The sequence below is a fragment of the Pseudomonas trivialis genome, assembly GCF_001439805.1.
GTDB classification, from domain to species: Bacteria; Pseudomonadota; Gammaproteobacteria; order Pseudomonadales; family Pseudomonadaceae; genus Aquipseudomonas; species Aquipseudomonas trivialis.
This window is the reverse complement of the sequence record NZ_JYLK01000011.1, coordinates 111,843-137,581: the sequence shown is the minus strand read 5'-3', so window position 1 is coordinate 137,581 and position 25,739 is coordinate 111,843. Positions and strand designations below refer to the sequence as shown.

The window sequence follows — 25,739 nt, the reverse complement described above, 5'->3', positions numbered from 1 at the left end:
CACCAACAACAATATCGGAGTGGCCGCCATGAAAACCGTTGCACAACTGCTCAAAGCCAAGGACCAGAAGCATCACGACGTGCATACCATTCAATGGGACCACACCGTGTTCGAAGCACTGGTGCGCATGTCGGAAAAAAACGTCGGCGCCTTGCCGGTCGTCAAGGACGGTGCGGTGGTGGGGATCATCAGCGAACGTGACTACGCGCGCAAACTCATCCTCAAGGGGCTCTCATCGGTGACCACACGGGTCGATCAGGTCATGAGCTCTCCTGTGATCACCGTTGAGCCCCACAAGAGTATCGATGAGTGCATGAACATCATGACCGACAGTCACCTGCGTCACTTGCCGGTGGTGGAAGATGGCAAGCTGCTGGGCTTGCTGTCCATTGGCGACCTGGTCAAGGAAGCCATTGCCGAACAGGCTGACCTGATCAGGCAACTGGAGCAGTACATTCGCGGCGAATAGGGGAAACCATGCTCGACACGCTGGAACATCTTGCCGATCACCTCGACACCCTGTACCGGGGGATGAGCGAACGGCGCTTTCTGGTCCTGACCGGTGCGGGGATCAGCACCTCCTCGGGCATCCCCGATTACCGCGACAGCGAAGGCGTGCGCCGTGGCAAGGCGCCGATGATGTACCAGGAATTTCTCGCCACACCCCAAGCGCGCCGTCGCTACTGGGCGCGGGCAATGCTGGGCTGGCCGAAGGTGCGCATCGCTCAGCCCAACGCGGCCCACCTGGCACTGGCGACCCTGCAACACCGCCAGCGCATCAGCGGGCTGATCACGCAAAATGTCGACACCCTGCATGATCAGGCCGGCAGCCGGGATGTGATTGAGCTGCATGGCAGCCTGCATCGGGTGCTGTGCCTGGACTGCCAGCAGCGCAGCCCGCGCGATGGGGTCCAGCGGCAGATGGAGATCGACAACCCCTACCTCGCCCAGGTCCATGCCGTGCAGTTGCCGGACGGCGACACCATGCTCGACCCCACATTCGAAGAACACTTCCAGGTGCCCCGATGCCCACGCTGCAATGGCGAGCGGCTCAAGCCCGACGTGGTTTTTTTTGGCGAAAATGTGGCAGCGCCTACCGCCGCCAGGGCCATGACGGCGGTGGCGCAAGCCGATGGACTGTTGGTGGTGGGGTCTTCGTTGATGGCCTATTCGGCGTTTCGCCTGTGCAAAGCGATGGTTGAACAGGACAAACCGGTGATTGCCATCAACCTGGGCAAGACCCGTGGCGATGAGCTGTTGCAGGTCAAGATTGCAGCGTCCTGTGAGCATTTGCTGCCCTTGCTTGCCGAGCGATTGAGCTAGCAAAACACTGCACACCAAAAAAGGCCTTGTGGCTTGCCACCGAAGCGACCCGCCGCTCCCAAAATGACGCCTAGGTCACGTTTTTACGCATTCTCCCGTCACCAAAGCATTTTATGTAGTGCGCAAAAATAATCACTACATAATCATTGACGCGACGTTTTAGTCCTTGCATGATCTAGACGTCTCCCGCATCGGGAGCGTTCGTAACACGCGTTTTGACAGCACTCATCTGACCGCCGAGCTGTTTTTTCCGGATGTGCACTGCCCACAAGGCAGATTGATGAAGCTGACCTGCCCCTCGAGGGTTGGGTACAGGCGCTCAAATGCTGCCTGTCTTCGTTATGAATGCATTGCGTAGCAGTTCATCAACAAGACTACATGCATCAGTTTCAAGACCCTGCCCGTATTTGGCAGACCGTCACTGGCGCCCGGTTTTCAGAGCCGGAGACAACTAAGCAGTTTTAACGGAATTAACGGATAGATCACCAACTGGTCAAGGGGCTTACACATGAATCTGAACAACCAACCCACTATCGATGAATTGGCTGAAATGTTCGCCGCGCAAAAAGACACACTGGACGACCATATCCTGTGGGTGGAGAAGTCGGGCGAAGTAAAAATTGACTGCCTGGCGCCCCACTCCGAAGAAGCCGACTTCGACCGCAGCCACCGGGAGCTGGCGGCGCGCCTGAAGATGTACCGCCGCGGCCAGGGTTATGTCGGCAAGAAAGCAGCCGCCGATCGCAACTTTATCGAGCAGGTATTCGACACGATCAACAATGCCTGGGCCTCTTTCAAAGACAGCTCGCAAGTTAAAGTAATCGATCGTTACTACTAGCCAAGTGCAACTTCAGGGAGCAGGTTTGCCTGCTTCCTGAAGTGACTGCGCAGTCATTCAGAAAGTTGGAAAACTTCCCCTCCGCGCCTCATCCCGAAAGATATCAAACAGCACTTGCGCCGCCGCCGACAACTCATGCCCCGGTTTGGTCAGCACGCCAATCGGCCGTTCGATCACCGGACCGGTCAAGGTGATGCACCGCGCGCCCGCCTCCTCCATCTGCCCTCTGCATAACGCAGGCACAGCGCTCACGCCCAGGCCACTGGCAACCATCTTGCCCACCGTCGCCAGTTGATGGCTTTCCAACGCCACCGGCAGCTTCATCTGCAAGGCACCCAAATGTTCTTCCAGCATCACCCGCACCGTGGAGGGTCGCTGCAAGGTAATGAATGGGTATTCGAGCAAGGTTTGCCAGTCGATTGCCGTGTGGTGCGCCAGGGCTGAATCACCGGGCACAACGGCGATGAAGCGGTCCAGATACAGGGGCGTAAACGCCAATGACGAACCCTCACCCGGCTCGAACGCCACGCCCAATTCCACCTGGCGGTCGCGGACCATTTCCAGTACCTGCTCATTGATCAGGTCATGCACGGTCACGTTCACCTGAGGGAAACGCGCGCGGAATAGGGTCAGGATCGGCGGCAGCAGGTTGCCGGCAAACGACGGCATCGCCGCCACGGTCACGCGCCCGCGCTGCAAGGTAAAACGCTGACGCAGTTCGTCTTCGGCATTGTCCCAGTCGGCAATCAACCGGCGCGCCAGCGGCAAAAGGGATTCGCCCTCGGGGGTGAGCGCCACATTGCGCGTGGTGCGGCTGAACAGACGACCGCCCAGGCCTTCTTCCAGCCCTTTGATGGTGAGGCTGAGCGCTGACTGGGAGAGGTGCAGGCGCTCACACGCGGCGGCGAAACTCAGGCTTTGCGCCACGGCCAGGAAGGCACGCAGCTGTTTGACGGTCATGACTGCTCCGGGCGGTGGCTCGACTATGCTGTTTTCTAAATCAATCAACCTTAAAAAACAACTTAACAAATCAATCTGGCGGCGCAACACTCGGCTCATTGGCTGGCCCACACATAATAAAAGAGGTGCATATGGCAGGTTTCGATAAACGCGTGGCGTCCTACGAGGAAGCCCTGGCAGGCCTTGAAGACGGCATGACCGTCCTCGCCGGTGGTTTTGGCCTGTGCGGCATTCCGGAAAACCTCATCAACGAGATCAAGCGCAAGGGCACCCGTGACCTGACCGTGGTCTCCAACAATTGCGGTGTCGACGGTTTCGGCCTGGGCGTGCTGCTGGAAGAAAAGCAGATCAGCAAAGTGATCGCGTCCTACGTGGGTGAAAACGCCCTGTTCGAGAAGCAACTGCTCAGCGGCGAAATCGAAGTGGTGCTGACCCCGCAGGGCACTCTCGCGGAAAAAATGCGCGCAGGCGGCGCAGGCATTCCGGCGTTCTTCACCGCCACCGGCGTCGGCACCCCCGTGGCCGAAGGCAAGGAAACCCGTGAATTCAACGGCCGCCCTTACCTGATGGAAGAATCCATTACCGGCGACTTCGCCATCGTCAAAGGCTGGAAAGCCGACCACTTCGGCAATGTCATCTACCGCCACACCGCCCAGAACTTCAACCCGCTGGCCGCCACCGCCGGCAAGATCACCGTGGTGGAAGTCGAGGAAATCGTCGAACCGGGCGAGCTGGATCCGGCGCAGATCCACACCCCTGGCATCTACGTCGACCGGATTATCTGCGGCACCTTCGAAAAGCGCATCGAACAGCGCACCGTCCGCACATAATCTGCCTCTGGCCCTGACAATAAGGACTCAAGAAATGGCGCTTACCCGCGAACAAATGGCTCAACGCGTCGCCCGCGAAATGCAGGACGGTTTCTACGTGAACCTCGGCATCGGCATTCCCACCCTGGTGGCCAACTACATCCCTGACGGCATGGAAGTGATGCTGCAATCGGAAAACGGCCTGCTGGGCATGGGCCCGTTTCCTACTGAAGAGACGCTTGATGCCGACATGATCAACGCCGGCAAACAGACGGTGACCGCGCGCATCGGCGCTTCGATCTTTTCCTCCGCCGAGTCCTTCGCGATGATTCGCGGCGGCCACGTCGACCTCACCGTACTCGGCGCGTTTGAAGTCGACGTGCAGGGCAACATCGCCTCGTGGATGATCCCCGGCAAGATGGTCAAGGGCATGGGCGGCGCCATGGACCTGGTGGCCGGTGCGGAAAACATCATCGTGATCATGACCCATGCGTCCAAGGACGGTGAGTCGAAGTTGCTCAGCCAATGCAGCCTGCCGCTGACCGGTGCCCACTGCATCAAGCGTGTGCTCACGGACCTGGCGTACCTGGAAATCGACAAGGGCGCGTTTATCCTCAAGGAACGCGCACCAGGCGTCAGCGTTGAAGAAATTGTCAGCAAGACCGCCGGTAAACTCATCGTCCCCGACCATGTTCCGGAAATGCATTTTCAGTGAGGACCGATGCCATGCAAGACGTCGTGATTGTTGCTGCCACCCGCACCGCCGTGGGCAGCTTCCAGGGTTCGCTGGCGACTATTCCGGCACCGGAACTCGGCGCCGCCGTGATCCGCCGCCTGCTGGAGCAGACCGGCCTGGATCCGGCCCAGGTGGATGAAGTGATCCTCGGCCAGGTGCTCACCGCAGGCTCGGGCCAGAACCCGGCGCGCCAGGCCTCGATCCTCGCCGGCTTGCCCCACGCCGTACCGGCCCTGACCTTGAACAAGGTCTGCGGCTCGGGCCTCAAGGCCCTGCACCTGGGCGCGCAGGCGATCCGCTGCGGCGACGCCGAGGTGATCATCGCCGGCGGCATGGAAAACATGAGCCTGGCCCCCTATGTGTTGCCGGCCGCGCGCACCGGTTTGCGCATGGGCCACGCCAAAATGGTCGACAGCATGATCACCGATGGCCTGTGGGATGCATTCAACGACTACCACATGGGCATCACCGCCGAGAACCTGGTGGACAAGTACGGCATCAGCCGTGAAGCCCAGGATGCCTTCGCCGCCGCGTCCCAGCAAAAAGCCGCTGCGGCGATTGAAGCCGGGCGATTTGTCGATGAGATTACGCCGGTCCTGATTCCCCAGCGCAAGGGCGACCCCGTAGCCTTTACCGTGGATGAGCAACCACGCACCGGCACCACGGCCGAGTCCCTGGGTAAACTCAAGCCCGCGTTCAAGAAAGACGGCAGCGTCACGGCCGGCAACGCTTCCAGCCTCAACGACGGCGCAGCGGCGGTGTTGCTGATGAGCGCGGACAAAGCCAAGGCACTCGGGCTGCCGGTGCTGGCGCGTATCGCCAGCTACGCCAATGCCGGCGTCGACCCGGCCATCATGGGCATCGGCCCAGTGTCGGCGACCCGCCGCTGCCTGGACAAGGCCGGTTGGACACTCGCCGACCTGGACCTGATCGAAGCCAATGAAGCCTTCGCCGCGCAGGCTCTGGCGGTGGGCAAGGAACTGGAGTGGGACGCCGACAAGGTCAACGTCAACGGAGGCGCCATCGCCATCGGCCACCCGATCGGCGCTTCAGGCTGCCGCGTGCTGGTGACCCTGCTGCATGAAATGATCAAGCGCGATGCCAAAAAAGGCCTGGCCACCCTGTGCATCGGGGGCGGTCAGGGCGTGGCCCTGGCCCTCGAACGCAGCTGATTTCACAGGCCAACACAGTCCAACTGTGGGAGGGGGCTTGCTCCCGATAGCGGTGGTTCAGTCAGCGCACCCGTGACTGCATCACCGCTATCGGGCAAGCCCCCTCCCACATGGTGCTCTTCATCATGACTGGAGAGGCTCAGCGTTTCATGCAGCGTTGATAACGCTCATCCACCCGTTTGGCAAACCATGCCGTGGTGAGGTTTCGGGTGATCTTCGGACTCTTGAGCACAATGCCCGGCAACACGGCACGCGGCAGCGGCTTGCCGGCTGCCTTGTCGGCCAGGGCAAACACGCGTTTGTAGAGGGTCGTGTCCTCGAAATCCAATTGCTCGCCCTGTTCCAGCTGGCTACGGATGCTGGGGTTGCGCATGTCCAGTTTCGCACCCAGCGAGCGCACCGCCAGCTCGGTGGTGCCGGGCAGCACCGAGCCGTAGCGAATCAGGTCCCCATCCAACGCCAACTCACTGCCGGAAACGCGGCTGACCGCCGCCTGGAACGCGGCATTGCGGCTTGCGTACCACCCCGCATTGAAGTCGGCAAAGCGATAAAGCGGCTGGTCATAATTGACCGGGTAGCCCAGCAAGTGAGCGATGCCGAAGTACATGCCGCCACGGCGGGTGAACACTTCGCGGCGAATCGTGCCGTCCACCGTGTACGGATAATCGCGCGCCTGCTTCTGCGCAAACTCGATGCTGACCTGCATCGGGCCTGCGGTGTGCACCGGGTTGAAACCGCCGAACAGCGTATTGCCCAGGGGCACCATGCTGATGAAATCGTCGAAGATACCGCTGAGGTCCTTCTCGGTGCGCGCGGCATTCAGACGCTCGGCGTAGGTCTTGCCGCCGGGCGAACGCACCTGCAAGGCGCTGCGCACCACAAACGCCGGCACATGCACCTTGCCGGCACGGCGCAGGATTTCATCCTGGGCGATCTTGCCCATATTCGGCACGGGCGGGTCGACCTGGTAGGTAGACTCCTGCTCGGTCACCGCCAGCACGGCGCAGATATTTTCGGTGCTGGGGTAGATGTGCTGGGTGTCGAACGCGGTGTAAATGTCATGGGCCCAACCGTTGCGGTCGGCGACTTTAGCGGGCAGCAGGCGCACGATCTGCGCCTTCACCTCGGCCTCGCTGCGTTCCGGCTGCTGCGGGCCGCGTGACGTTGAGCAGCCGGCCAGCACCAGCAAAGTCGTGAGGCTGAGGATCAAGCGTGTTGAGTACATGGAGCTTCCTTGGATAACAACGGGCCAGACAGTGCGGATATCGACAGGCAAGTCTAACGCGGGTTCGCCACTCTGCCCTGCGCCATTTGCAAGAGGGCGCATACTGCTGAAATCTCCCACGTGAGCCTCGGATAACCTCTACTCCCCTCCTACCCCGACCTCGGCAAAGTCCGTCGCCTGATCACACAGTGCGAGGGATTGCAGATGGATTTGTTCGTTAAGGCCCTGGTTGGCGGGGCTGTCTCATGATCAACCCTACCAGTCAGGCCATTGGCTTTCTGGTGCTGGCCGCCATGGACTCGAAGACACGGGATGTCGAATCCGTTCTCGGCGATTTCCGGCGTTGCCTCAATTCCTACGATCTATGGGCGCAAAGCTATTTCAGCTTTTCCGCGCTCGATATCGAGCAGGTGTTCAAGGTCGGCGACGAGGTGGTGGTCGCTCCGATCACTCGTCCACTCTTCCCCAGCAGCACCGTCGCCGCCTGCCCTGCTGACGGCACGCTGACGCTGGTGCATATGTTCGAGAGTTCACGCTTTGTGCCCATTGGCAATACGCCGGTGGTGCTGCAGCGGATTGACTCGAACGGTGGGCCGCTGGGCGAGCCCATCCATCACACCATCGGGCCCGGCGGCATTCTTGAGGTCAAGGAATGTGATCGTAACCAGCGTTACCGCATCAGCTTTTACCCCAACGTTTCCCAGGAGCACTTCAAGGCGCTGTACGCCTCCTATCAATCGGTGATCGCGCCGCTCGAAAGTTGGCTGCGCAATGAATGGCACGACACATTCGAACCGTTGTGGAAGGGCTATTCCGAGGCGAATTTTCTCAAGCGCTACCTCTCGTTGCATCGAGCCTACGCCCAAGGCTTCAGCGAAGCGCTGTATTCATTGTGGGACAGCATCAAGCAGCTGTTGGAGTGGCTTTCAGCCCCGTTGGCAAATGCTGAAAAGCTGCTGCATTACCTCTCACAGGCAGAACTTGACCAGTTACTGGCGTTGAGTGCCGAGACCCTCGCCAAGGGGTTACTGGTGCTCAGCGATGAACCCTTGTTGTTCGTGTACCTGACGGCGCTGGTCAGTTGGATGCGCCTGCTGCCGCCGCCCTACATGAACGAAATGCTGGGAGAGCTCGGCGCCGAAGTACTGATCAATTTGTTGCTGGGGATGGCGACGGCCGGGATGGGCATGGCGGTGCGCATCAGTACGAAAGTGTTCGGCCGCATCAAGTCTCACCGTACACGCCAGTGGTTGCAGCAGATAGCCAGTCACTTTGGCAAGGCGAACCTGGACGAGCATACCGATGCGCTGAAGCCGGTGTTGTTAGCCAGTGCGGCCACGCCGATCAAGACGGTGGCGCCGCTGAAGGTGGGCGAGGAGCTGGTGCCGAACGCCGTGCCGGCGGTGCGCAGCAAGAAGCAGCGCACAGCACTCGTGCACGAATCGCCCGTGGATGACGTGCCGGCTTCGGCGAAGAACCCGGCGGGGGATGCAGCTGCTTCTTCCGATAAAACCGTGACCCACGGCTGCCCGGTGTCGATGGTCACCGGCGAGGAATTGCTCACCCTCACCGACGGCACGCTGGACGGGATTTTACCGTTTGAGTGGACGCGGGTGTATCGCACCAGCGCGGTGGGAATCGATGTTGGGCTGGGGTTTGGCTGGAGTCATGCCCTGGCGCAGCGGCTGGTGGTGTCCGGCGATTCGGTGGTGTGGACCGACCATGAGAATCGCTCGACCTCGTTTCCCATGCCGACCGTTTCGCGACCGGCGATCACCAACAGCCTGGCGGAAGCAGCGATCTTTTTGGGGGACTTGCCGGATGAGCTGGTGCTGGCCCAGGCGTCGCGGTTTTACCACTTTCGCGATGGCGTGCTGGTGTCGATCAGCGATGCGTATGACAACCGGCTGCGCATTTCCCGCGACGTGCTGGGGCGCATTGAACGGCTGGATAACGGCGCCGGGCGCTCGCTGTGGTTGCGCTATGCGCAGGGCCGGATTGGCGCGGTGGACTACCAGGTGCATCGCGCCAAGGGGCGTGAGCCTTACGAGTGGGTGACTGAACAGACGGTGGTGTCCTACGCCTACGACGCCGGCCGGCTGGTGTCAGCGACCAATGCCGTAGGTGAATGCGAGGTTTATCGGTACGACGAACAGCACGTGATTCTGGAGCGTGAGCTGGCCGGTGGGGCGAGTTTCTTCTGGGCGTGGGAACGTTCCGGCAAGGCGGCGCGCTGTGTGCGGCACTGGGCCAGTTTTACGCAGATGGACACGCGCTATGTGTGGGGTGATGACGGGCGCGTCACCGTGCATAACGCCGATGGCAGTCAGGAAGTGTATGTGCACGACCCGCGGGCGCGGCTGGTGCAGAGGGTTGATCCGGATGGCGCTCAGCACTTCAAATCCTACGATGAAAAAGGCCGGCTGACGGTTGAGCAGGACCCGCTGGGCGCGGTGACAGCGTATCAGTACGACGAGGCTGGACGCTTGGTAGCGCTGTTTCCCGGGGACGATGAGCCGACGTCCTACGAGCATGACAACGGGTTCGTACGGGTGGTGCGCCGGGGTGAGGCGGTTTGGAAATACGAGCGTAATGAACAAGGCGACGTAACGCGCAAGACCGATCCTGACGGCCATGTCACCGACTACAGCTACAACAAACACGGGCAACTGATTGGGGTGTGGTATCCCGATCACAGTTGTCAGCGGCTGGTGTGGAATGAGCGCGGGCAACTGCTTGAGGAGCAGTTGCCCAATGGCGGGATCAGGCGCTATCGCTATGACGACCTGGGACGGGAGGTTGCCCGCGAGGATGAGCATGGCGCGCTGACCCAGTATCAGTGGGACAGCGTAGGTCGGTTGGTCCGTTTGGTGCTGCCGGGCGGTGCGTGTCGCGAATACAGCTACAACGCCTACGGAAAAATCACCGCCGAACGCGATGAACGGGGCCACGTCACCCGCTACGAGTATGCCGATGGGCTGCACGTGATCAGTCGGCGACTCAATGCCGACGGCACCCAGGTCCAGTACCGCTATGACAACGTGCGGCTATTGCTGACCGAGATCGAAAACGAGGTCGGCGAGACTTACCGGCTTGCCTATCACCCCAACGGGTTGATCCAACAGGAAATCGGCTTTGACGGCCAGCGTACCGCCTACGTTTATGACCTCAACGGCCATCTGCAGGAAAAGACCGAACATGGCGACGATGGCAGTCAGTTGGTTACCCGCTACGCGCGTGACCACGCCGGACGTCTTGTCAGAAAAACCCTGCCGGACGGCAATAAGGTGGATTACACCTACGACCGCCAGGGCAATCTCCTCAGCGTCGAAGACGGCCACTGGGCGCTGGCCTACGAATACGATCGACAAAACCGCCTGACCGCCGAGCATCAGGGCTGGGGCACCTTGCGTTATGGCTATGACGCCTGCGGACAACTGCAGCGCCTGCGCCTGCCCGATAACAACCGCGTCACGTTTAACCACGATAAAGGTGGTCACCTCGGCACCGTCGAACTCAACGGTGAAGTGCTCACCTCGCATCTATTCAAAGCCGGTCAGGAGCAGCAACGACAGCAAGGCCAACTGCTCAGCCATTATCATTACGACGACCAACACCGCCTGCACGCCCACGCGATCACTCAGCAGCACCAAAACCTCTACCGCCGCCAATACGACTACGACAAATCCGGCAACCTCGCCCGCATCCTCGATACGCGCAAAGGCGAACACCACTACGCCTACGACCCGCTCCACCGCCTGACCCGCGCCGACCATTCGCAGGACTTACAGGAACGCTTCGGTCACAACCCGGCCGGCAACCTGCTGATGCACGACCGCCCCGGCCCGGATATCGTCGCCGGCAATCGCCTGCTGATCCAGGGCGACCGGCATTACGACCACGACGCCTTCGGCAACCTGATCCGCAAACGTCGTGGCAAAGGTCACGCACTGGTCACCGAATATCGCTACGACTGCCAGCACCGGCTGATCGCCGTCAAAAAGCCCAACGGCCAAACCGCCCGCTATCGCTACGACCCCTTTGGCCGCCGCATCAGCAAAACCGTTGACGGCATAACGACCGAGTTTTTCTGGCAAGGCGACAAACTGATCGCCGAACACCACGCCGACCGCCACCGCAGCTACCTCTACGAACCCGACAGCTTCCGGCCATTGGCCCTGCTGGAAGGTTTCGGCCCCGGGGCCACCAAACCCTACCACTACCAACTCGACCACCTCGGCACGCCGCAGGAACTCACCGCCGCAGACGGCGAAATCGTCTGGTCCGCGCACTACCGAGCCTACGGCCAGATCAGCCGCCTCGACGTCGGCAAAATCGATAACCCGCTGCGCTTTCAAGGTCAATACTTCGATCAGGAAAGCGGCCTGCACTACAACCGACATCGCTACTACAATCCGGATGTTGGGCGCTATCTGACGCCGGACCCGGTGAAGCTGGCGGGCGGGATCAATGCTTACCAGTACGTGCCGAATCCGACAGGCTGGGTGGATCCGCTGGGGCTAAGCACATGCCCAGGTGGAGATGGATGTAAATCAAGCACTACAGCTGAAAATCCTGCAGAGAACGTAAATCACGGAGAGCCTGCACTACCGCAATTTTCACGAGCTGAGCGGCAGGCAAGAATTGACGAACTCGCAGAGGCTAATGCCTATAGACGTTTAGCGGAGATAGAAGAAGAATTCCCAAGAGCGCACTTTTTAGAAAAGCATGGAGCACAAACAACTCGAGGCTCCCAGCTTGAAAGAGTTCAGACAGGAAAAAATCCGACCACGGGAGAAATAGAAAGGCATATTGGGGGCGCAAGAAACGGTCAGCCAAAAATACCTAGCGCCGCAACACGATATATCAGCCATAGGGACCAACTGAATTCAATCTACCGTGCAAAACTTATATTTCATAACGTAGGACCTGAAGCATCACGAGATCCTATGGACATGGGAAAAATAATTGGAGAGGGTTACAAAAAGCGCACGCTAGAGTATGGAAAGCAAAGGAAAGCCACAGTAATATTAGATGAAGACGGCAACCCAATCACCGCTTACACGGATTTCTAAATGAAGTATCAACCGAAACTCTCCATCATACGAAGCCTGCTTTTTACGTATAGTTTTGAAAATTACGACGACGTCGAAAGAGAGCTATTTATCACCTCAAAAAACATAAACAACAACAAAGAGCTTTCGGAGTTATTTGACGGACTGACAAAACCCGACTTTATTTCCTACGAACCTGCTCGACGCAAGTGGTACATCGACACACTTAATCACTTCTTAAGTACCGATGAAGATTTTGAATCTGTTTTTCATCTTTTTGATACTTATTTCGACGATGAAATAATCGACAAACGACAGTTCATGCATATTTTATTAGAGTGCCTTGAAAGGTACGAAGCTGAGATAGGCGAAAAATGAAAACCATAGAAACTCGTTCACCACTAGACATCAGCAAACCGCATACAACTGTGCACCCCATTCAAAATCCATAAAATGCAATTAGCCACCATAAATTAAGTAACCACACACGGGCCTCGCAACCTGCCCTTATTTACCTGACTACACCAACAGTGGTCATCAGGAGTGCTATGGCTGAACCATGTAGTAGAAAAATTCGACCGCTGTTTACTCAAAAGATAAGTGATAGAGCGTAAAAAAACCGGTGAACGCAAGCCATGGGGCTGCTACGCAGCCCAACGCGAGCAAGCTCGCTCGCCACAAGGGGAATGCGATAATTCAAATCCCCGCCAACGCCAACTCCATCGCAAAATACGTAAAAATCAAATCCGCGCCCGCTCTCTTAATCGACCCCAACGTCTCCCGCACCACGCGATCCTCGTCAATCGCACCCGCCTGGGCACCGAACTTGATCATCGCGTACTCACCACTTACCTGATACGCCGCCACCGGCAAACGCGAGGCTTCGCGGATGTCGCGGATGATGTCGAGGTAGGCGCCTGCGGGCTTGACCATCAATGCGTCCGCGCCTTCCTGTTCATCCAGCAGCGATTCGCGCACGGCTTCACGGCGGTTCATTGGGTTCATCTGGTAGCTTTTACGGTCGCCCTTGAGGGCGCTGCCGCCGGCTTCGCGGAACGGGCCGTAAAGGGCCGAGGCGAATTTGGTGGAATAGGCCATGATCGGGATGTGGGTGAAGCCGGCGTCATCCAGGGCGCGGCGGATGGCCTGGACCTGGCCGTCCATCGCGGCTGACGGGGCGATCACATCGGCGCCGGCGCGGGCGGCGGCCACGGCTTGTTTGCCGAGGTTGACCAGGGTCGCATCATTGTCGACATGGGCGCCGTGCATCACGCCGCAGTGGCCGTGGTCGGTGTATTCGCAAAAACAGGTGTCGGACATCACGATCATGTCCGGCACGGCGTCCTTGATGATCGACGACATGCGCGAGACCAGGCCGCGTTCCTGCCAGGTGTCGCTGCCGTTGGCGTCCAGGTGGTGGGACACGCCAAAGGTCATCACCGACTTGATGCCGGCGCGGGCGTAGCGCTCGATTTCACCGGCAAGCTTCTTCTCGGGGATGCGCTGCACGCCCGGCATGCTGGTGATCGGCACGAAGTCGTCGATTTCTTCCTCGACGAATATCGGCAGCACCAGGTCGTTGAGGGTGAATTCGGTTTCCTGGAACAAGCCGCGCAACTGCGGTGAGCGGCGCAGGCGGCGGGGACGGGACGCGGGGAACTGGCTGGTCATGGAACTCCTGAAAAACGGCAGAAACAGTGGGGCAAAAGCTTATGCCCCTTGATTGCATGGAACAAACGCCGAAGGCCCAATAGTCTGTTGCATGGTCTGTAACAATTGCCTTGCGCTAGAGCTGCAGACGCCCATCGATACACACCGCAACGGCGCCGCCGACCCAGATTTCATCGCCCTGGCGTTCGATGTGGATGCGCCCTGCCCTGCCCATCGCCGTGCCCTGGCTGACCACGTAGCGTTCAGGCGCCAGCCCCTCACTGAGCAACCATTGTGCGATACCCGCGTTCAGGCTGCCGGTGGCCGGATCTTCCGGCGCGCCGTCGCCCGCGACAAAGGCGCGTACCTCAAACTGAGTGTCGCCCACGTCGCTCGGCGCAATCACGCCGACCGCCAGGCCAAGCAATTGCGCATAATCGGGCTGCAGGTCCAGCACGCTCTGTTGGTCGGCCAGCATCACGGCCAGCCAACCGGCGCCATTGTCGACCCACTGGCTGCGCAGGATGGCACCGGGTGCCAGGCCCAGCCCCAGGCGAACGCGCTCCAGCAATGAGGCCTCCACCGCGCCGGCCCGCAACAACGGCGGCGCAATAAACGCCAGCGCTTCGCCCTGGCGCCGAATACGCACCAGGCCAATTTCACATTCTTGAATGATCTCTTCGCCCTTCGCCACACCGCCGGCCTGCAGCCACGCGTGACAGCTGCCCAGGGTCGGGTGCCCGGCGAACGGCAGTTCCCGCAGGGTAGTGAAGATGCGAACGCGGTAGTCAGCCCGTGGATCGCGTGGCGTCAGCAAAAACGTGGTTTCGCTGAGGTTGGTCCACTTGGCGAAATCGGCCATCTGCTGGTCGGTCAGGCTGTCAGCGCCCAGCACCACCGCCAGCGGGTTGCCCTTGAGCGGCACGCTGCTGAACACATCCAGTTGCTTGAAATCGAACGTCGGCATGGGTCAGCTCGGTATGCTCAGGCCACGGATCACCGCTGGCCGGGCGACGAAGCCATCCAGCGCGCGCAGTACATTGGGGAAGTCGGCGATGCCCACCACGTCGCCGGATTCATAGAAGCCGATGAGGTTGCGAATCCAGGGGAAGGTTGCGATGTCGGCGATGCTGTAGTCGTCGCCCATGATCCAGGTACGGCCCAGCAGGCGTTTTTCCAGCACCTCGAGCAGGCGCCGTGATTCGGCGGCGTAGCGGTCGCGGGGGCGTTTGTCTTCGTAAGCCTTGCCGGCGAACTTGTTGAAGAATCCGAGCTGGCCGAACATCGGGCCGATGCCGCCCATCTGGAACATCAGCCATTGCAGGGTTTCATAACGGGTGGCCGGGTCTTCGGAGAGCAACTGACTGGTTTTTTCCGCGAGGTAGATGAGGATCGCGCCCGACTCGAACAACGCCAGCGGCTGGCCGCTGGGACCATTGGGGTCGATGATGGCGGGAATCTTGTTGTTGGGATTGAGCGACAGGAACTCGGGGGAGAACTGGTCCTGAGTGTCGAAACTGACCTTGTGCGCCTCATAGGGCAGCCCCAGTTCCTCCAGCATGATCGAGACCTTTACACCGTTGGGCGTGGGCAAGGAATACAGCTGCAGGCGTTCGGGGTGCTGGGCGGGCCATTTGGCGTTGATCGGAAAGGCAGCGAGCGGATTCATCGGGAAACCCCTGGGCGGAAACCCACCATCATAGTCATCTGCCCGCTCTCGTGCATGGGTCATCATTGCGCAACATTGGCGCGCTAATCTGCCGCGAGCGCGAACCAAAGTGCCCCGATGCACTCTTAAGTGCGCCCTCATGGGTGAATGGAGGCACCTTGCTATATCGACAAGGAACACCGCAGCACGCGCCAAGCGCCACTGTGGCCGGGCCTGTCGGCCTTAACCTGACGCACGAAGACTCGAACCTATCATGAAGATCAAGCCTCTGCGCCTAGTGCAACGTTTCAAGCGCTATTCATACATTATGTTACCGATGCTGCTGGTCAGCAGCGCCATGGTTGCCATCCTCGACGCCCGTGAAAGCCGCGCGCAGCCGGTGGACGGCGTGCAAACCCTGGTATTTCTGCGCCACGGCGAAAAACCGGACGGCGGCCTCGGCCAACTCAATTGCCAGGGCCTGAACCGTGCAATGAACCTGGCCACGGTGCTGCCGGAAAAATTCGGCAAGGCCAATTACGTGTTTGCAGCCAACCCGACGCGCAACGTCGAGGAAGGTGAGAAAGACAATTCCTACAGCTACATTCGTCCGCTGATGACCATCAGCCCCAGCGCGATCAAGCTCGGCCTGCCGGTCAACATCAAGTTCTCGGCCAACGACACCAGCGCCCTGGCCGACGAGTTGGTGGAAGACAAATACCACAACGCGACCATCTACACCGCCTGGTCCCATGGCTATCTGCCGGAATTGATCAACAAGGTGGCCAGCGAAGCGGTGGGCGAGAAGCACACCATCACCGAAGACTGGTCCGGCAGCGATTACGACACCCTCTACGTGCTCACGCTGACCTGGCACAACGGCAAGGCGTCGTTGTTGAGTCGCAACTATAAGCAGGGCCTGAACAACGGTGAGCAAAGCTGCCCGGAAGCGACACAGGTGAGTGCAGATATCTGAAGGTTGGGCGGCAGGGGCGTATGATGCTGCGCTATCGACTCCTCTGCGGATTATCAGCATGTCCAACCTCATCTCCACCCAGCCCAACCGGGGCTGGTCCTTCTGGTGGAAGCCGGCGCTGTTTCTACTGGTGGCCTGCGTGGGCCTCTACTATGTGAAGTGGTCGCCCTACTACTTCAAGGCGTTTGTCGCGGCCGACAACCACAGCATCGGCACCTCGATTCTCAATGACCAGCAAAGCTCGCCCCTGGCGGCCGCGCTGGCCTACGCCCAGGTGTATTTCCTCGCGATCTGGAAAGCCGCTGTACTGGCGGTGATTCTTGGCTCATTGCTGCAAGTGCTGATCCCCCGTGACTGGCTGCTGCGTCTGTTCGGCCGTGCCGGGCTCGGCTCGACCCTGCGCGGCGGGCTGTTCGCCCTGCCGGGGATGATGTGCAGCTGCTGCGCCGCGCCTGTCGCGGCGGGCATGCGCCGTCAGCAGGTATCGGTGGGCGCGGCGCTGGCGTTCTGGATCGCCAACCCGGTGCTTAACCCGGCCACCCTGGTGTTCATGGGCTTCGTGCTGGGCTGGGGCTTTACCGCGTTGCGGCTGGTGGCAGGGATTGTGCTGGTGGTGGGCGTGTCCCTCGTGGCGCAGCGTATCGCACGCCCCGAGCAGGTGCCGGAGGCCGCGCTGGAAGCTGTGGCCGATGCGAGCACGGTGGACGCGCAACCGTTTCTCGGCCGCTGGCTGCGTACCCTGTGGCAGCTGTTCTGGAGCACCATCCCGGTGTACATCCTGGCGGTGCTGGTACTCGGTGCGGCGCGGGTGTGGCTGTTCCCCCACGTGGACGGCGCAATGGCCAACAGCCTGGTGTGGCTGGTGCCGCTGGCGATTGTCGGCACGCTGTTCGTGATTCCTACGGCGGCGGAGATTCCTATCGTACAAACCATGATGGCCCTTGGCATGGGCACCGGCCCGGCGGTGGCGCTGCTGATGACCCTGCCCAGCGTGAGCCTGCCGTCGCTGTTGATGCTGCGCAAGGATTTCGATGCGCGGGTGCTGGTGACGGTGGCTGGGTTGACCATGCTGGTGGGAGTGGTCTGTGGCTTGATCGGGGCGGTGATTCTCTAGAGTTTGGGTGAGGCTGAGGGCCTCATCGCAGGCAAGCCAGCGCTTATCAAACACAAAATAACTTATTGATTTTAAAACCTGAAGTTTCAGGCAGCCACATTCCTGTGGCGAGCGGGCTTGCCCCGCGTTGGGCTGCGCAGCAGCCCCCAAACCCTGTTCTGCGTAGTGTCAGGTACACCGCGTTTTCTTTGACTGGGGGCGCTTCGCGCCCCAACGCGGGGCAAGCCCGCTCGCCACAGAGGCGCCAGTTTGCTGCGCGACAGCGCTAAGTCGAAGACTTGGCGGAGCCTCCCACATTTTGAACGGTGTATACATTCATAGGTGGAAGCTGGCTTGCCTCTCAGCTCAGTCTGGCCAACCTTTCGCGCAAATACTCGACAACAGCCCCCTGCTCCCCCGCAAACTCGATCCGTGCACCTTTGCTCTCGCGCTGGAAGGCGTACATCGGGTCGTAGTACTCGCGCAACAACCCCTCAATCCACACGCGGTGCAAATGCACCTCGCCACTGCGCGCCTGCTCGGCCAGAGCGTCCTGCAAAATCGCCTGCAACCGCTGGAAGCGTTCGCCGCCAAGGCGCTTGTGGATATTGGCCAGGCTCTGGGTCAGGCGTTCGGCAAACAGCGCCTGGCCCTGCTCGCCAAACACTGTAATGAACTCGGCACACAGGTCCACCACATAGTCGCGCAGGATCCGTTCCACGCGCCCTTCCACGCTGTCTTCCAGCCACACCATCGCAAAGCGCTGCATGCCTTTGTGCAACGGCAGCGGCAGTGCGCAACTGCCGATCATGCGGCTCTCGTCCTCGACCACGAACTGCTCGATGCCGGCAGCGCGTTTTTTCAGCAGGTCCACCGCCAGGCGGTTCTCGAAGTCGATGTTGGACGGTTGCACCGTGGCACGCTTGCCGAAGCTGGAGCCGCGATGGTTGGCGTGACCTTCCAGGTCAAGGGCGTTGCGCAACTGGCCGAGCACTTCGGTCTTGCCGGTGCCGGTCATGCCGCCAAGCAGCACGAAATCACACTGGGCAGTCGCTTGCTCGATGGTGTCCACCAGGAACGTGCGCATGGCCTTGTAGCCACCGCCGACGCGGGGGTATTCGATGCCGGCTTCGGTCTTCAGCCATTGCTGCACGATCTGCGAGCGCAGCCCGCCACGAAAGCAGTACAGGTAGCCATGGGGGTTGGCCTGGGCGAAGTGCGCCCATTGCTCGATACGCTGAGCCTTGATCGCCCCGGACACCAACTCATGGCCCAGCACGATTGCGGCTTGCTGGCCCTGCTGCTTGTAGCAGGTGCCGACCCGCTGGCGCTCGTGGTCGGTCATCAGCGGCAGGTTGATCACCCCGGGGAACGCGCCCTTGGTGAATTCAACCGGGGCGCGGGTGTCCATCATCGGCCGGTCGCTCAGGAAAATGTCGCGGTAATCGGTGATGTCGGCCGCCATCAAATCACCTCGACCGCGTTGGTCTGTCGCTCGAGCAATTCGCCGATTGGCGTAAGGCTCAGGCCCAGCTCCGTCGCCACCGCATGGAACTCCGCGTCGCCTTCAGGCGTGACGGCGATCAGCAGGCCACCGCTGGTTTGCGGGTCGCACAATACGCGTTTGTGCAGTTCCTGCACGCGCCCGAGCTTTTTCGCGTAGCTGTCAAAATTGCGCAAGGTGCCGCCGGGCACGCAGCCCTGGTCGAGGTAGTATTCCACCCCTGGCAGGCGTGGGACTTTTTCATATTCGATACGCGCCGTAAGACCACTGCCGTCGGCCATTTCCACCAAATGGCCCAGCAGGCCGAAACCGGTGACGTCGGTCATGGCGGTCACCCCGGCCAACTTGCCGAAGCGGCTGCCCGGTTTGTTGAGGGTGCACATCCAGTCACGGGCCAGGCCGATATCCGCTTCGCGCAGCTTGCCCTTCTTTTCCGCCGTGGTGAGGATGCCGATGCCCAGGGGCTTGGTCAGGTACAACCGGCACCCGGCGGTGGCGGTGTCGTTGCGCTTCATGTGGCGTTTGTGCACCAAGCCCGTGACGGCCAGGCCGAAGATCGGCTCGGGCGCGTCGATCGAATGCCCGCCCGCCAATGGAATGCCGGCGTCGTCGCACACCGAACGGCCGCCACGGATGACTTCGCGAGCCACCTCCGGCGCCAGCACATTGACCGGCCAGCCAAGGATCGCGATGGCCATCAGCGGGTCGCCGCCCATGGCGTAGATGTCGCTGATGGCATTGGTGGCGGCGATGCGGCCGAAGTCGAAAGGGTCATCGACAATCGGCATGAAAAAATCAGTGGTGGAGACCACGCCACGCTCGTCGTCGATGGCGTACACCGCCGCATCGTCGCGCGAGGCGTTGCCCACCCACAGGTTGGGGTCGAGGTTCTGCGCGCCGCTGCCGGCAAGGATCACTTCCAGCACCTGGGGCGAAATCTTGCAGCCACATCCCGCGCCGTGGCTGTACTGGGTAAGGCGAATCGGCTCGTTCATGGGAAACCTCAAGCTATCAAGTGGGGCGATTCTAGCAGACAGCAAAAGGCCGGCTGGCTCTTGTGAGCGCAGCCGGCCTGTTTGTTTCAGCGCTTACTGGCGGGCAGCGAGCAAACGCTTGTGGCGGTTACGCCGGGCGATGTTCAGGCATTCGATCACCGCCGAGAAGGCCATGGCCGCATACACGTAGCCTTTGGGCACGTGGGCACCGAAGCCTTCGGCGATCAACGTCATGCCGATCATGATCAAAAAGCCCAGGGCCAGCATCACCACGGTCGGGTTGTCGTTGATGAACTTTGCCAAAGGTTCGGCCGCTACCAGCATCACGATCACCGAGGTCACCACGGCAATGATCATGATCGGCAGGTGCTCGGTCATACCCACAGCGGTGATGATGCTGTCGATGGAGAACACCAGGTCCAACAGCAGGATCTGGCCGATGGCCGCGGCAAAACCGATGGTAACGGCATTGCCGGTGCTGGTCTTTTCTTCCGGCTCCGGGTCCATGCTGTGATGGATCTCGGTGGTCGCCTTCCACACCAGGAACAGGCCACCGGCGATCAGGATCATGTCTTTCCACGAAAACGCCTGGCCGAAGATCTCGAACACCGGCGCCGTCAGTTGCACGATGAACGCGATGGTGCTCAGCAGGCCCAGACGCAGAATCAGCGCCATGCTGATACCGATGCGCCGCGCCTTCGCCCGATGTTTCTCCGGCAGTTTGTTGGTGAGGATCGAGATGAAGATCAGGTTGTCGATGCCCAGCACGATTTCCATGACGATCAGGGTCGCCAGAGCGATCCAGGCGGTGGGGCTGGCGGCCAGTTGTAAAAGGTAGTCCATAGGTCAGTCCTGAGGTTGTGCCGGGAAGTTAAGTGTCTTGGGTATTGGAGTCTGACTCGTTTTTTTCCTGATCGTCCTTTTTTTGCGGGCTGATCAGGCCTTGTGTCGCCTCGCTCAACGCCTGTTCGGCGGCCTTGTGGGTGTCATCGATGGCCTGCTTGGCCGATTCGGTGGCTTTGCCCAACACCTGCTGTGCACTTTTCTCGACCTGATCACACCCGCTGATCATCACCAATGAAAGCGCAAGCAGGGACGCCGTGCCCAGGGAATTGAGTTTCATGATGCATTCCTCGTTAGAACCAATGGGTCCAGAGAGTGGCCCCGTGATAGCGAGGCATTCTATGCAGGCGAACAGTTCAGTAAAATTCGTATTTTTCTCACGTATACTTCGGTTTTCACGAAGTGTAGGTCGCCATGCTCAATTACCGACAGTTGCATTACTTCTGGGTGGTGGCCCGGACCGGCAGCATCGTGCGTGCCTGCGAGCAACTGAACCTCACCCCCCAGACCATCAGCGGGCAGATCAGCCTGCTCGAACAGACCTATGGCATCGCATTGTTTCAGCGGGTAGGACGCCAACTGGAACTCACCGAAGCCGGGCGCAAGGCGCTGCCCTACGCCGAGCAGATGTTCCAGACGGGCAATGAACTGGAGGCGATGTTGCGCGCGCAGCCCGATGAACAGCAGATCCTGTTCCGGGTCGGGGTGGCGGATGTGGTGCCCAAGTCCATCGTTTACCGGCTGATTGCCCCCACCATGGAGCTGAGCGAGCCACTGCGCATTACCTGCCGCGAAGACAAGCTCGAACGGTTACTGGCAGACCTGGCGATCCAGCGCCTGGACCTCGTGATCTCGGACAGCCCGATGCCGACGCACCTCGATATCAAGGGCTACAGCCAGAAACTGGGCGAATGCGGCATCAGCTTTTTCGCCACCCAGGCCTTGGCCGACCGGCATCCCGGCGCTTTCCCACAATGCTTGCAGGGCGCGCCATTGTTGATTCCGGGCGCGGAGACGGTAATACGCAGCCGTTTGCAGCGCTGGTTCGCCGAGCAGCAGATCCAGCCGAAGATCATCGGCGAGTTTGACGACAGTGCCCTGATGCAGGCCTTCGGCCAATCCGGCAGCGGCATATTCATCGCCCCGAGTGTGATTGCCGACGAGGTGGTGCGCCAGTACGGCGTGGCGTTAATTGGCCAGACCGATGCAGTGACCGAGTCGTTCTACGCCATCTCGGTGGAGCGCAAGGTCAAGCACCCCGGCATCGTGGCGATTACCGAAGGCGCACGACGCGAGTTGTTTACCGCCCTGCCCTGACGAGCGCGGGTGACGCAACGCCACACCCATCAGGACGCTTCCTGCAGCGTGCTAGACTTTGCGCCTGCTTCCTACAGCCTTTTGCGCCTGCAATATACGCCTCACTAAAAAATCAGAGACAACCGTTTATGACTGCTGCTCCTTCGCCCCTGCAACGACTTTTGCGCATCAGCCTGGTCACCCAAATTGTCATCGGCCTGGTTGCCGGCATCCTGCTGGCATTGGTGTTGCCCGAGGCCGCCAGGGCCACCGGTTTTATCGGCAAGGTATTTGTCGCGGCGCTGAAGGCCGTCGCGCCGATCCTGGTGTTCGTGCTGGTGATGGCTTCCATTGCCAACCATAAACAGGGTCAGCAAACCCATATCAAACCGATCCTGTTCCTGTATTTATTGGGCACCTTTGCCGCCGCCGTGGTTGCCGTGATTGCCAGCACGCTGTTTCCTTCCTCCCTGGTGCTCGCCACCCACGATGCAGCAGTGACAGCGCCCGGCGGTATCGGCGAGGTGCTGCAAAGCCTGCTGCTCAGCGTGGTGGACAACCCGGTCAGCGCGCTGATGAACGCCAACTTCATTGGCATTCTGGCGTGGGCCATCGGCCTGGGCGTCGCCATTCGCCACGCCAGTGAAACCACGCGCACGGTGCTGGACGATCTGTCCAATGGCATAACGCTGATCGTGCGCATGGTGATCCGCTTCGCCCCGCTGGGGATCTTTGGGCTGGTGGCCTCAACCCTGGCCACCTCGGGCTTCGGTGCTCTGCTCGGCTATGCGCACCTGTTGCTGGTGCTGCTCGGCTGCATGCTGTTCGTGGCGCTGGTGATCAACCCCGCCATCGTGTTCTGGAAACTGCGCCGCAACCCCTACCCGCTGGTGCTGATGTGCTTGCGCGAGAGCGGTATTACCGCGTTTTTCACGCGCAGTTCGGCAGCCAATATTCCGGTGAACCTGGCATTGAGCGAGCGTCTGGGTCTGCATGAAGACACTTACTCGGTGTCGATTCCGCTAGGCGCCACCATCAACATGGCCGGCGCTGCGATTACCATCACCGTGCTGACCCTGGCCGCTGTGCACACCTTGAGCATCGCCGTTGACCTGCCCACGGCGGTGCTGCTCAGCGTGGTCGCGGCGATCTGCGCCTGCGGCGCCTCGGGCGTGGCCGGTGGCTCACTGCTGCTGATTCCGCTGGCGTGCAGCCTGTTCGGTATCCCGAGTGAAATCGCCATGCAGGTGGTGGCGGTAGGCTTCATCATCGGGGTGCTGCAGGACTCGGCGGAAACGGCGCTCAATTCGTCAACCGATGTGTTGTTTACGGCAGCGGCGTGTCTGGGCAAGGAAGCCCAGCGCGCTTAAAAAACCGAACACAAAAAAACCGGGGTGGTTCACTGAAGACCACCCCGGTTTTTTTAAAGGGATGCTTAGAATGCGCCCATGTAATCGCGCTTGCCGACTTCCACGCCGTTATGACGCAGCAGTGCATACGCCGTGGTGACGTGGAAGAAGAACTGCGGCAGGCCGTAGGTCAGCAGGTAGGACTGGCCAGTGAAGCGCTTCTCTTTCGGCGTGCCGGGGCGGGTGACGATCTCGATGCCTTCCTTGCCGTCGATCTGCTCGGGCTTGAGGGTGTCGATGAAGGCCAGCACCTTGGCGATCAGCGCTTGCAGGTCGGCGAAGGTGACTTCGTTGTCTTCGTACTTGGGCACGTCGATCTCGGCCAGGCGCGCCGAGACGCCTTTGGCGAAGTCGACGGCGATCTGCACCTGGCGCACCAGCGCGAACATGTCCGGGAACAGCCGCGCCTGCAGCAGCGCATTCGGCTCGATATTTTTGGCGGTGGCGTGGGCTTCGGCCTTGTTCAGCACATCGCTCAGGGCGCTGAGCATTTGCTTGAAGACCGGGATTGAGGCGGCGTACAGAGAAATAGTCATGACAGTCTCGCGGTTATGGCAGGGTTTGAACCAGCGGCGATTATAGACATGCCAGCCGCTTGTCTTTTATTTTTTCCGGCATAGGCTAGTGCGCTCACTGCATAGGGAAAGCGCGATGACCGCCGAGCACGACACCGACACCCCTGAGCCGCGCCTGAACAGCACGGAAATTCGCCTGCTGGGCTGCCTGATCGAAAAGCAGGCGACCCATCCGGAAACCTATCCCCTGACCCTCAACGCACTGGTGCTGGCCTGCAACCAGAAGACCAGCCGCGAGCCGGTGATGAACCTGAGCCCGGGTCAGGTCGGCCAAAGCCTGCGCGTGCTCGAAGGTCAGGGTTTTACCCGACTGGTAATGGGCAGCCGCGCCGACCGGTGGGAACACCGTGTGGAAAAAGCCCTGGAACTGGTGCCGGCTCAGGTGATTCTTATCGGCCTGCTGTTTCTGCGCGGGCCGCAGACGGTCAACGAGTTGCTGACCCGCAGCGGGCGCCTGCATGACTTTGAAGACGCCGAGCAGGTGGTGCACCAGCTCGAACGCCTGATTGCGCGAGGCCTGGCGCTGTTGGTACCGCGCCACGCGGGTCAACGCGAAGACCGCTACACCCACGCGCTGGGCGACCCGGCGGATATCGAGGTGATCATCGCGGCGCGGGGGAATCCGGCGGAACGCGGGGCGCAGGGCGTTCCGGTGGAGCGCATTGAAGAACTGGAAGCACGCATTGCCGCCCTTGAAGAGCGCCTGGCACAGCTGGAACAGGCCTAACGCGGTGATCCAGGTGGGAGGGGCTGGCTCCCTCTCACAGTTGGATCGGCGCAGGGCTTCAGCTTCGAGCGAAGGCTACTGCCGCCTCGAACTGCTCATGCGTCGGCCGTACACCCGTGTAAAGCACAAACTGCTCCAGTGCCTGAATCGCGATCACCTCCAGGCCAGTAATCACTCGCTTGCCTTTGGCTCTGCCTCGCAGGATGAAGGGTGTTTCAGCGGGAATCGCCACCACATCGAACACCGTGTCCGCGCTATCCACCGCATCGGCGTCAAACGCCAACTGATCCGCTTCCGATCCGCCGGTCATGCCGATCGGGGTCACATTGATCAACATCTGCGGACGCAGTTCGCCCAGGTGCGCCTGCCATTCATAGCCCAGGTTCTGCGCCAGCGCCCTGCCCGCGGCTTCGTTGCGCGCCACGATCACACCGTTGGCATAGCCGCCATCGCGCAGTGCACTGGCCACGGCCTTGGCCATGCCGCCACTGCCGCGCAGGGCAAACGTGGAATCCTTGGGCACCGTATGTTTTTTCAGCAGTTGCTCGATGGCGATGTAGTCGGTGTTGTAGGCCTTGAGATGGCCATCGGTGTTGACGATGGTGTTCAGGGAATCAATGGCCTGAACCGACTCGTCAAGTTCGTCCATCAAGGCAATCGCAGCTTCCTTGAACGGCATGGAAACCCCGCAACCGCGCACGCCCAGCGCCCGGATGCCGCCGATCGCGCCGGGCAGATCACGGCTGCTGAACGCCTTATAGTAGAAATTCAAACCCAACTGCTCGTACAGATGGTTATGAAAACGCAGGCCAAAATTTCCGGGACGCGCCGACAGTGACATGCACAGCCGGGTGTCCTTGTTGGGGTGCATCTGCATGGGTAGCTCCTTGAAAGTAAGCAAATCGG

General features: G+C 60.4%; 24 protein-coding genes. 13 read left to right on the top strand and 11 right to left on the bottom strand.

All coding sequences use genetic code 11. The features are described 5' to 3' along the window. Window positions 1-28: 28 nt before the first annotated feature. From TU79_RS16990 to TU79_RS16980, 3 genes are all read left to right on the top strand, one after another. Complete coding sequence (locus tag TU79_RS16990; RefSeq protein ID WP_057009062.1) at window positions 29-469, top strand: CBS domain-containing protein; 441 nt, start codon at window positions 29-31, stop codon at window positions 467-469. 8 nt (window positions 470-477) lie between these two features. Continuing rightward, window positions 478-1,323 carry an NAD-dependent protein deacetylase gene (locus tag TU79_RS16985; protein ID WP_057009061.1) on the top strand — a complete coding sequence of 282 codons (846 nt, stop codon included), beginning with the start codon at window positions 478-480 and terminating at the stop codon, window positions 1,321-1,323. Between the two features lie 508 nt (window positions 1,324-1,831). Next, window positions 1,832-2,161, top strand: a complete 330-nt coding sequence (locus TU79_RS16980) for a hypothetical protein (protein ID WP_057009060.1) — start codon at window positions 1,832-1,834, stop codon at window positions 2,159-2,161. A gap of 57 nt (window positions 2,162-2,218) precedes the next feature. Here TU79_RS16980 and TU79_RS16975 read toward each other — a convergent pair whose 3' ends face one another. Further along, a complete protein-coding gene (locus TU79_RS16975; RefSeq protein ID WP_057009059.1) occupies window positions 2,219-3,121 on the bottom strand; it encodes a LysR family transcriptional regulator in 903 nt (300 codons plus the stop codon). A 131-nt stretch (window positions 3,122-3,252) separates the two neighbouring features. Between TU79_RS16975 and TU79_RS16970 the strand changes: the two genes are divergently transcribed. From TU79_RS16970 to TU79_RS16960, 3 genes are read left to right on the top strand one after another with little or no spacing between them, the layout of a single operon-like run. Next, entirely contained in the window at window positions 3,253-3,951 is a 699-nt protein-coding gene (locus tag TU79_RS16970; protein ID WP_057009058.1) for a CoA transferase subunit A, read from the top strand. 34 nt (window positions 3,952-3,985) lie between these two features. Then, window positions 3,986-4,645, top strand: a complete 660-nt coding sequence (locus TU79_RS16965; protein WP_057009057.1) for a CoA transferase subunit B — start codon at window positions 3,986-3,988, stop codon at window positions 4,643-4,645. 11 nt (window positions 4,646-4,656) lie between these two features. Continuing rightward, window positions 4,657-5,838 carry an acetyl-CoA C-acetyltransferase gene (locus tag TU79_RS16960; RefSeq protein ID WP_057009056.1) on the top strand — a complete coding sequence of 394 codons (1,182 nt, stop codon included), beginning with the start codon at window positions 4,657-4,659 and terminating at the stop codon, window positions 5,836-5,838. Between the two features lie 139 nt (window positions 5,839-5,977). Here the strand turns inward: TU79_RS16960 and TU79_RS16955 are convergent, their stop codons facing one another. Next, entirely contained in the window at window positions 5,978-7,063 is a 1,086-nt protein-coding gene (locus TU79_RS16955; RefSeq protein ID WP_057009055.1) for a DUF1615 domain-containing protein, read from the bottom strand. A gap of 245 nt (window positions 7,064-7,308) precedes the next feature. Between TU79_RS16955 and TU79_RS16950 the strand changes: the two genes are divergently transcribed. Together TU79_RS16950 and TU79_RS16945 are read left to right on the top strand one after the other, a co-directional pair. Continuing rightward, window positions 7,309-12,138: an RHS repeat-associated core domain-containing protein gene (locus TU79_RS16950; RefSeq protein WP_057009054.1), complete on the top strand. Its 4,830-nt coding sequence runs from the start codon at window positions 7,309-7,311 to the stop codon at window positions 12,136-12,138. Further along, the gene (locus TU79_RS16945; RefSeq protein WP_057009053.1) at window positions 12,139-12,495 is read left to right on the top strand and encodes a hypothetical protein; all 357 of its coding nucleotides are present in this window, start codon (window positions 12,139-12,141) and stop codon (window positions 12,493-12,495) included. A gap of 318 nt (window positions 12,496-12,813) precedes the next feature. Here the strand turns inward: TU79_RS16945 and hemB are convergent, their stop codons facing one another. From hemB to TU79_RS16930, 3 genes are all read right to left on the bottom strand, one after another. Beyond that, on the bottom strand, window positions 12,814-13,788 hold the full coding sequence (hemB, locus tag TU79_RS16940; protein WP_057009052.1) for a porphobilinogen synthase: 975 nt from the start codon (window positions 13,786-13,788) through the stop codon (window positions 12,814-12,816). 115 nt (window positions 13,789-13,903) lie between these two features. Beyond that, window positions 13,904-14,734: a PhzF family phenazine biosynthesis protein gene (locus TU79_RS16935; protein WP_057009051.1), complete on the bottom strand. Its 831-nt coding sequence runs from the start codon at window positions 14,732-14,734 to the stop codon at window positions 13,904-13,906. Between the two features lie 3 nt (window positions 14,735-14,737). Further along, window positions 14,738-15,436, bottom strand: a complete 699-nt coding sequence (locus tag TU79_RS16930; protein ID WP_057009050.1) for a glutathione S-transferase N-terminal domain-containing protein — start codon at window positions 15,434-15,436, stop codon at window positions 14,738-14,740. 253 nt (window positions 15,437-15,689) lie between these two features. On the opposite strand from TU79_RS16930, the gene TU79_RS16925 reads away from it, so the two are divergent. Beyond that, window positions 15,690-16,391, top strand: coding sequence for a hypothetical protein (locus tag TU79_RS16925; RefSeq protein ID WP_057009049.1), 702 nt, complete (start codon window positions 15,690-15,692; stop codon window positions 16,389-16,391). A gap of 58 nt (window positions 16,392-16,449) precedes the next feature. Beyond that, a complete protein-coding gene (locus tag TU79_RS16920; protein ID WP_057009048.1) occupies window positions 16,450-17,505 on the top strand; it encodes a permease in 1,056 nt (351 codons plus the stop codon). A gap of 340 nt (window positions 17,506-17,845) precedes the next feature. Here the strand turns inward: TU79_RS16920 and mnmH are convergent, their stop codons facing one another. The 4 genes from mnmH to TU79_RS16900 all read right to left on the bottom strand — a co-directional run bounded on the left by mnmH (window position 17,846) and on the right by TU79_RS16900 (window position 21,106). Then, the gene (mnmH, locus tag TU79_RS16915) at window positions 17,846-18,949 is read right to left on the bottom strand and encodes a tRNA 2-selenouridine(34) synthase MnmH (RefSeq protein WP_057009047.1); all 1,104 of its coding nucleotides are present in this window, start codon (window positions 18,947-18,949) and stop codon (window positions 17,846-17,848) included. After that, window positions 18,949-19,983 (bottom strand): selenide, water dikinase SelD, encoded by a 1,035-nt coding sequence (gene selD, locus TU79_RS16910; RefSeq protein WP_057009046.1) that lies wholly within the window; start codon window positions 19,981-19,983, stop codon window positions 18,949-18,951. Before selD ends, mnmH begins: the two co-directional genes overlap by 1 nt. Before the next feature lie 93 nt (window positions 19,984-20,076). Beyond that, a complete protein-coding gene (locus tag TU79_RS16905; RefSeq protein WP_057009045.1) occupies window positions 20,077-20,826 on the bottom strand; it encodes a TerC family protein in 750 nt (249 codons plus the stop codon). Between the two features lie 28 nt (window positions 20,827-20,854). Continuing rightward, window positions 20,855-21,106 (bottom strand): hypothetical protein, encoded by a 252-nt coding sequence (locus TU79_RS16900; protein ID WP_057009044.1) that lies wholly within the window; start codon window positions 21,104-21,106, stop codon window positions 20,855-20,857. Between the two features lie 134 nt (window positions 21,107-21,240). Between TU79_RS16900 and nhaR the strand changes: the two genes are divergently transcribed. Both nhaR and sstT read left to right on the top strand, forming a co-directional pair. Next, a complete protein-coding gene (nhaR, locus tag TU79_RS16895; RefSeq protein WP_057009043.1) occupies window positions 21,241-22,143 on the top strand; it encodes a transcriptional activator NhaR in 903 nt (300 codons plus the stop codon). Window positions 22,144-22,271: 128 nt separating this feature from the next. Then, window positions 22,272-23,492 (top strand): serine/threonine transporter SstT, encoded by a 1,221-nt coding sequence (sstT, locus tag TU79_RS16890; RefSeq protein WP_057009042.1) that lies wholly within the window; start codon window positions 22,272-22,274, stop codon window positions 23,490-23,492. A 65-nt stretch (window positions 23,493-23,557) separates the two neighbouring features. Here sstT and TU79_RS16885 read toward each other — a convergent pair whose 3' ends face one another. Next, entirely contained in the window at window positions 23,558-24,067 is a 510-nt protein-coding gene (locus TU79_RS16885; protein WP_057009041.1) for a DUF1993 domain-containing protein, read from the bottom strand. A 115-nt stretch (window positions 24,068-24,182) separates the two neighbouring features. Between TU79_RS16885 and TU79_RS16880 the strand changes: the two genes are divergently transcribed. Then, on the top strand, window positions 24,183-24,833 hold the full coding sequence (locus tag TU79_RS16880; protein WP_057009040.1) for a YceH family protein: 651 nt from the start codon (window positions 24,183-24,185) through the stop codon (window positions 24,831-24,833). 58 nt (window positions 24,834-24,891) lie between these two features. Here the strand turns inward: TU79_RS16880 and TU79_RS16875 are convergent, their stop codons facing one another. Beyond that, window positions 24,892-25,710: a shikimate 5-dehydrogenase gene (locus TU79_RS16875; protein WP_057009039.1), complete on the bottom strand. Its 819-nt coding sequence runs from the start codon at window positions 25,708-25,710 to the stop codon at window positions 24,892-24,894. Between the last annotated feature and the right edge of the window lie 29 nt (window positions 25,711-25,739).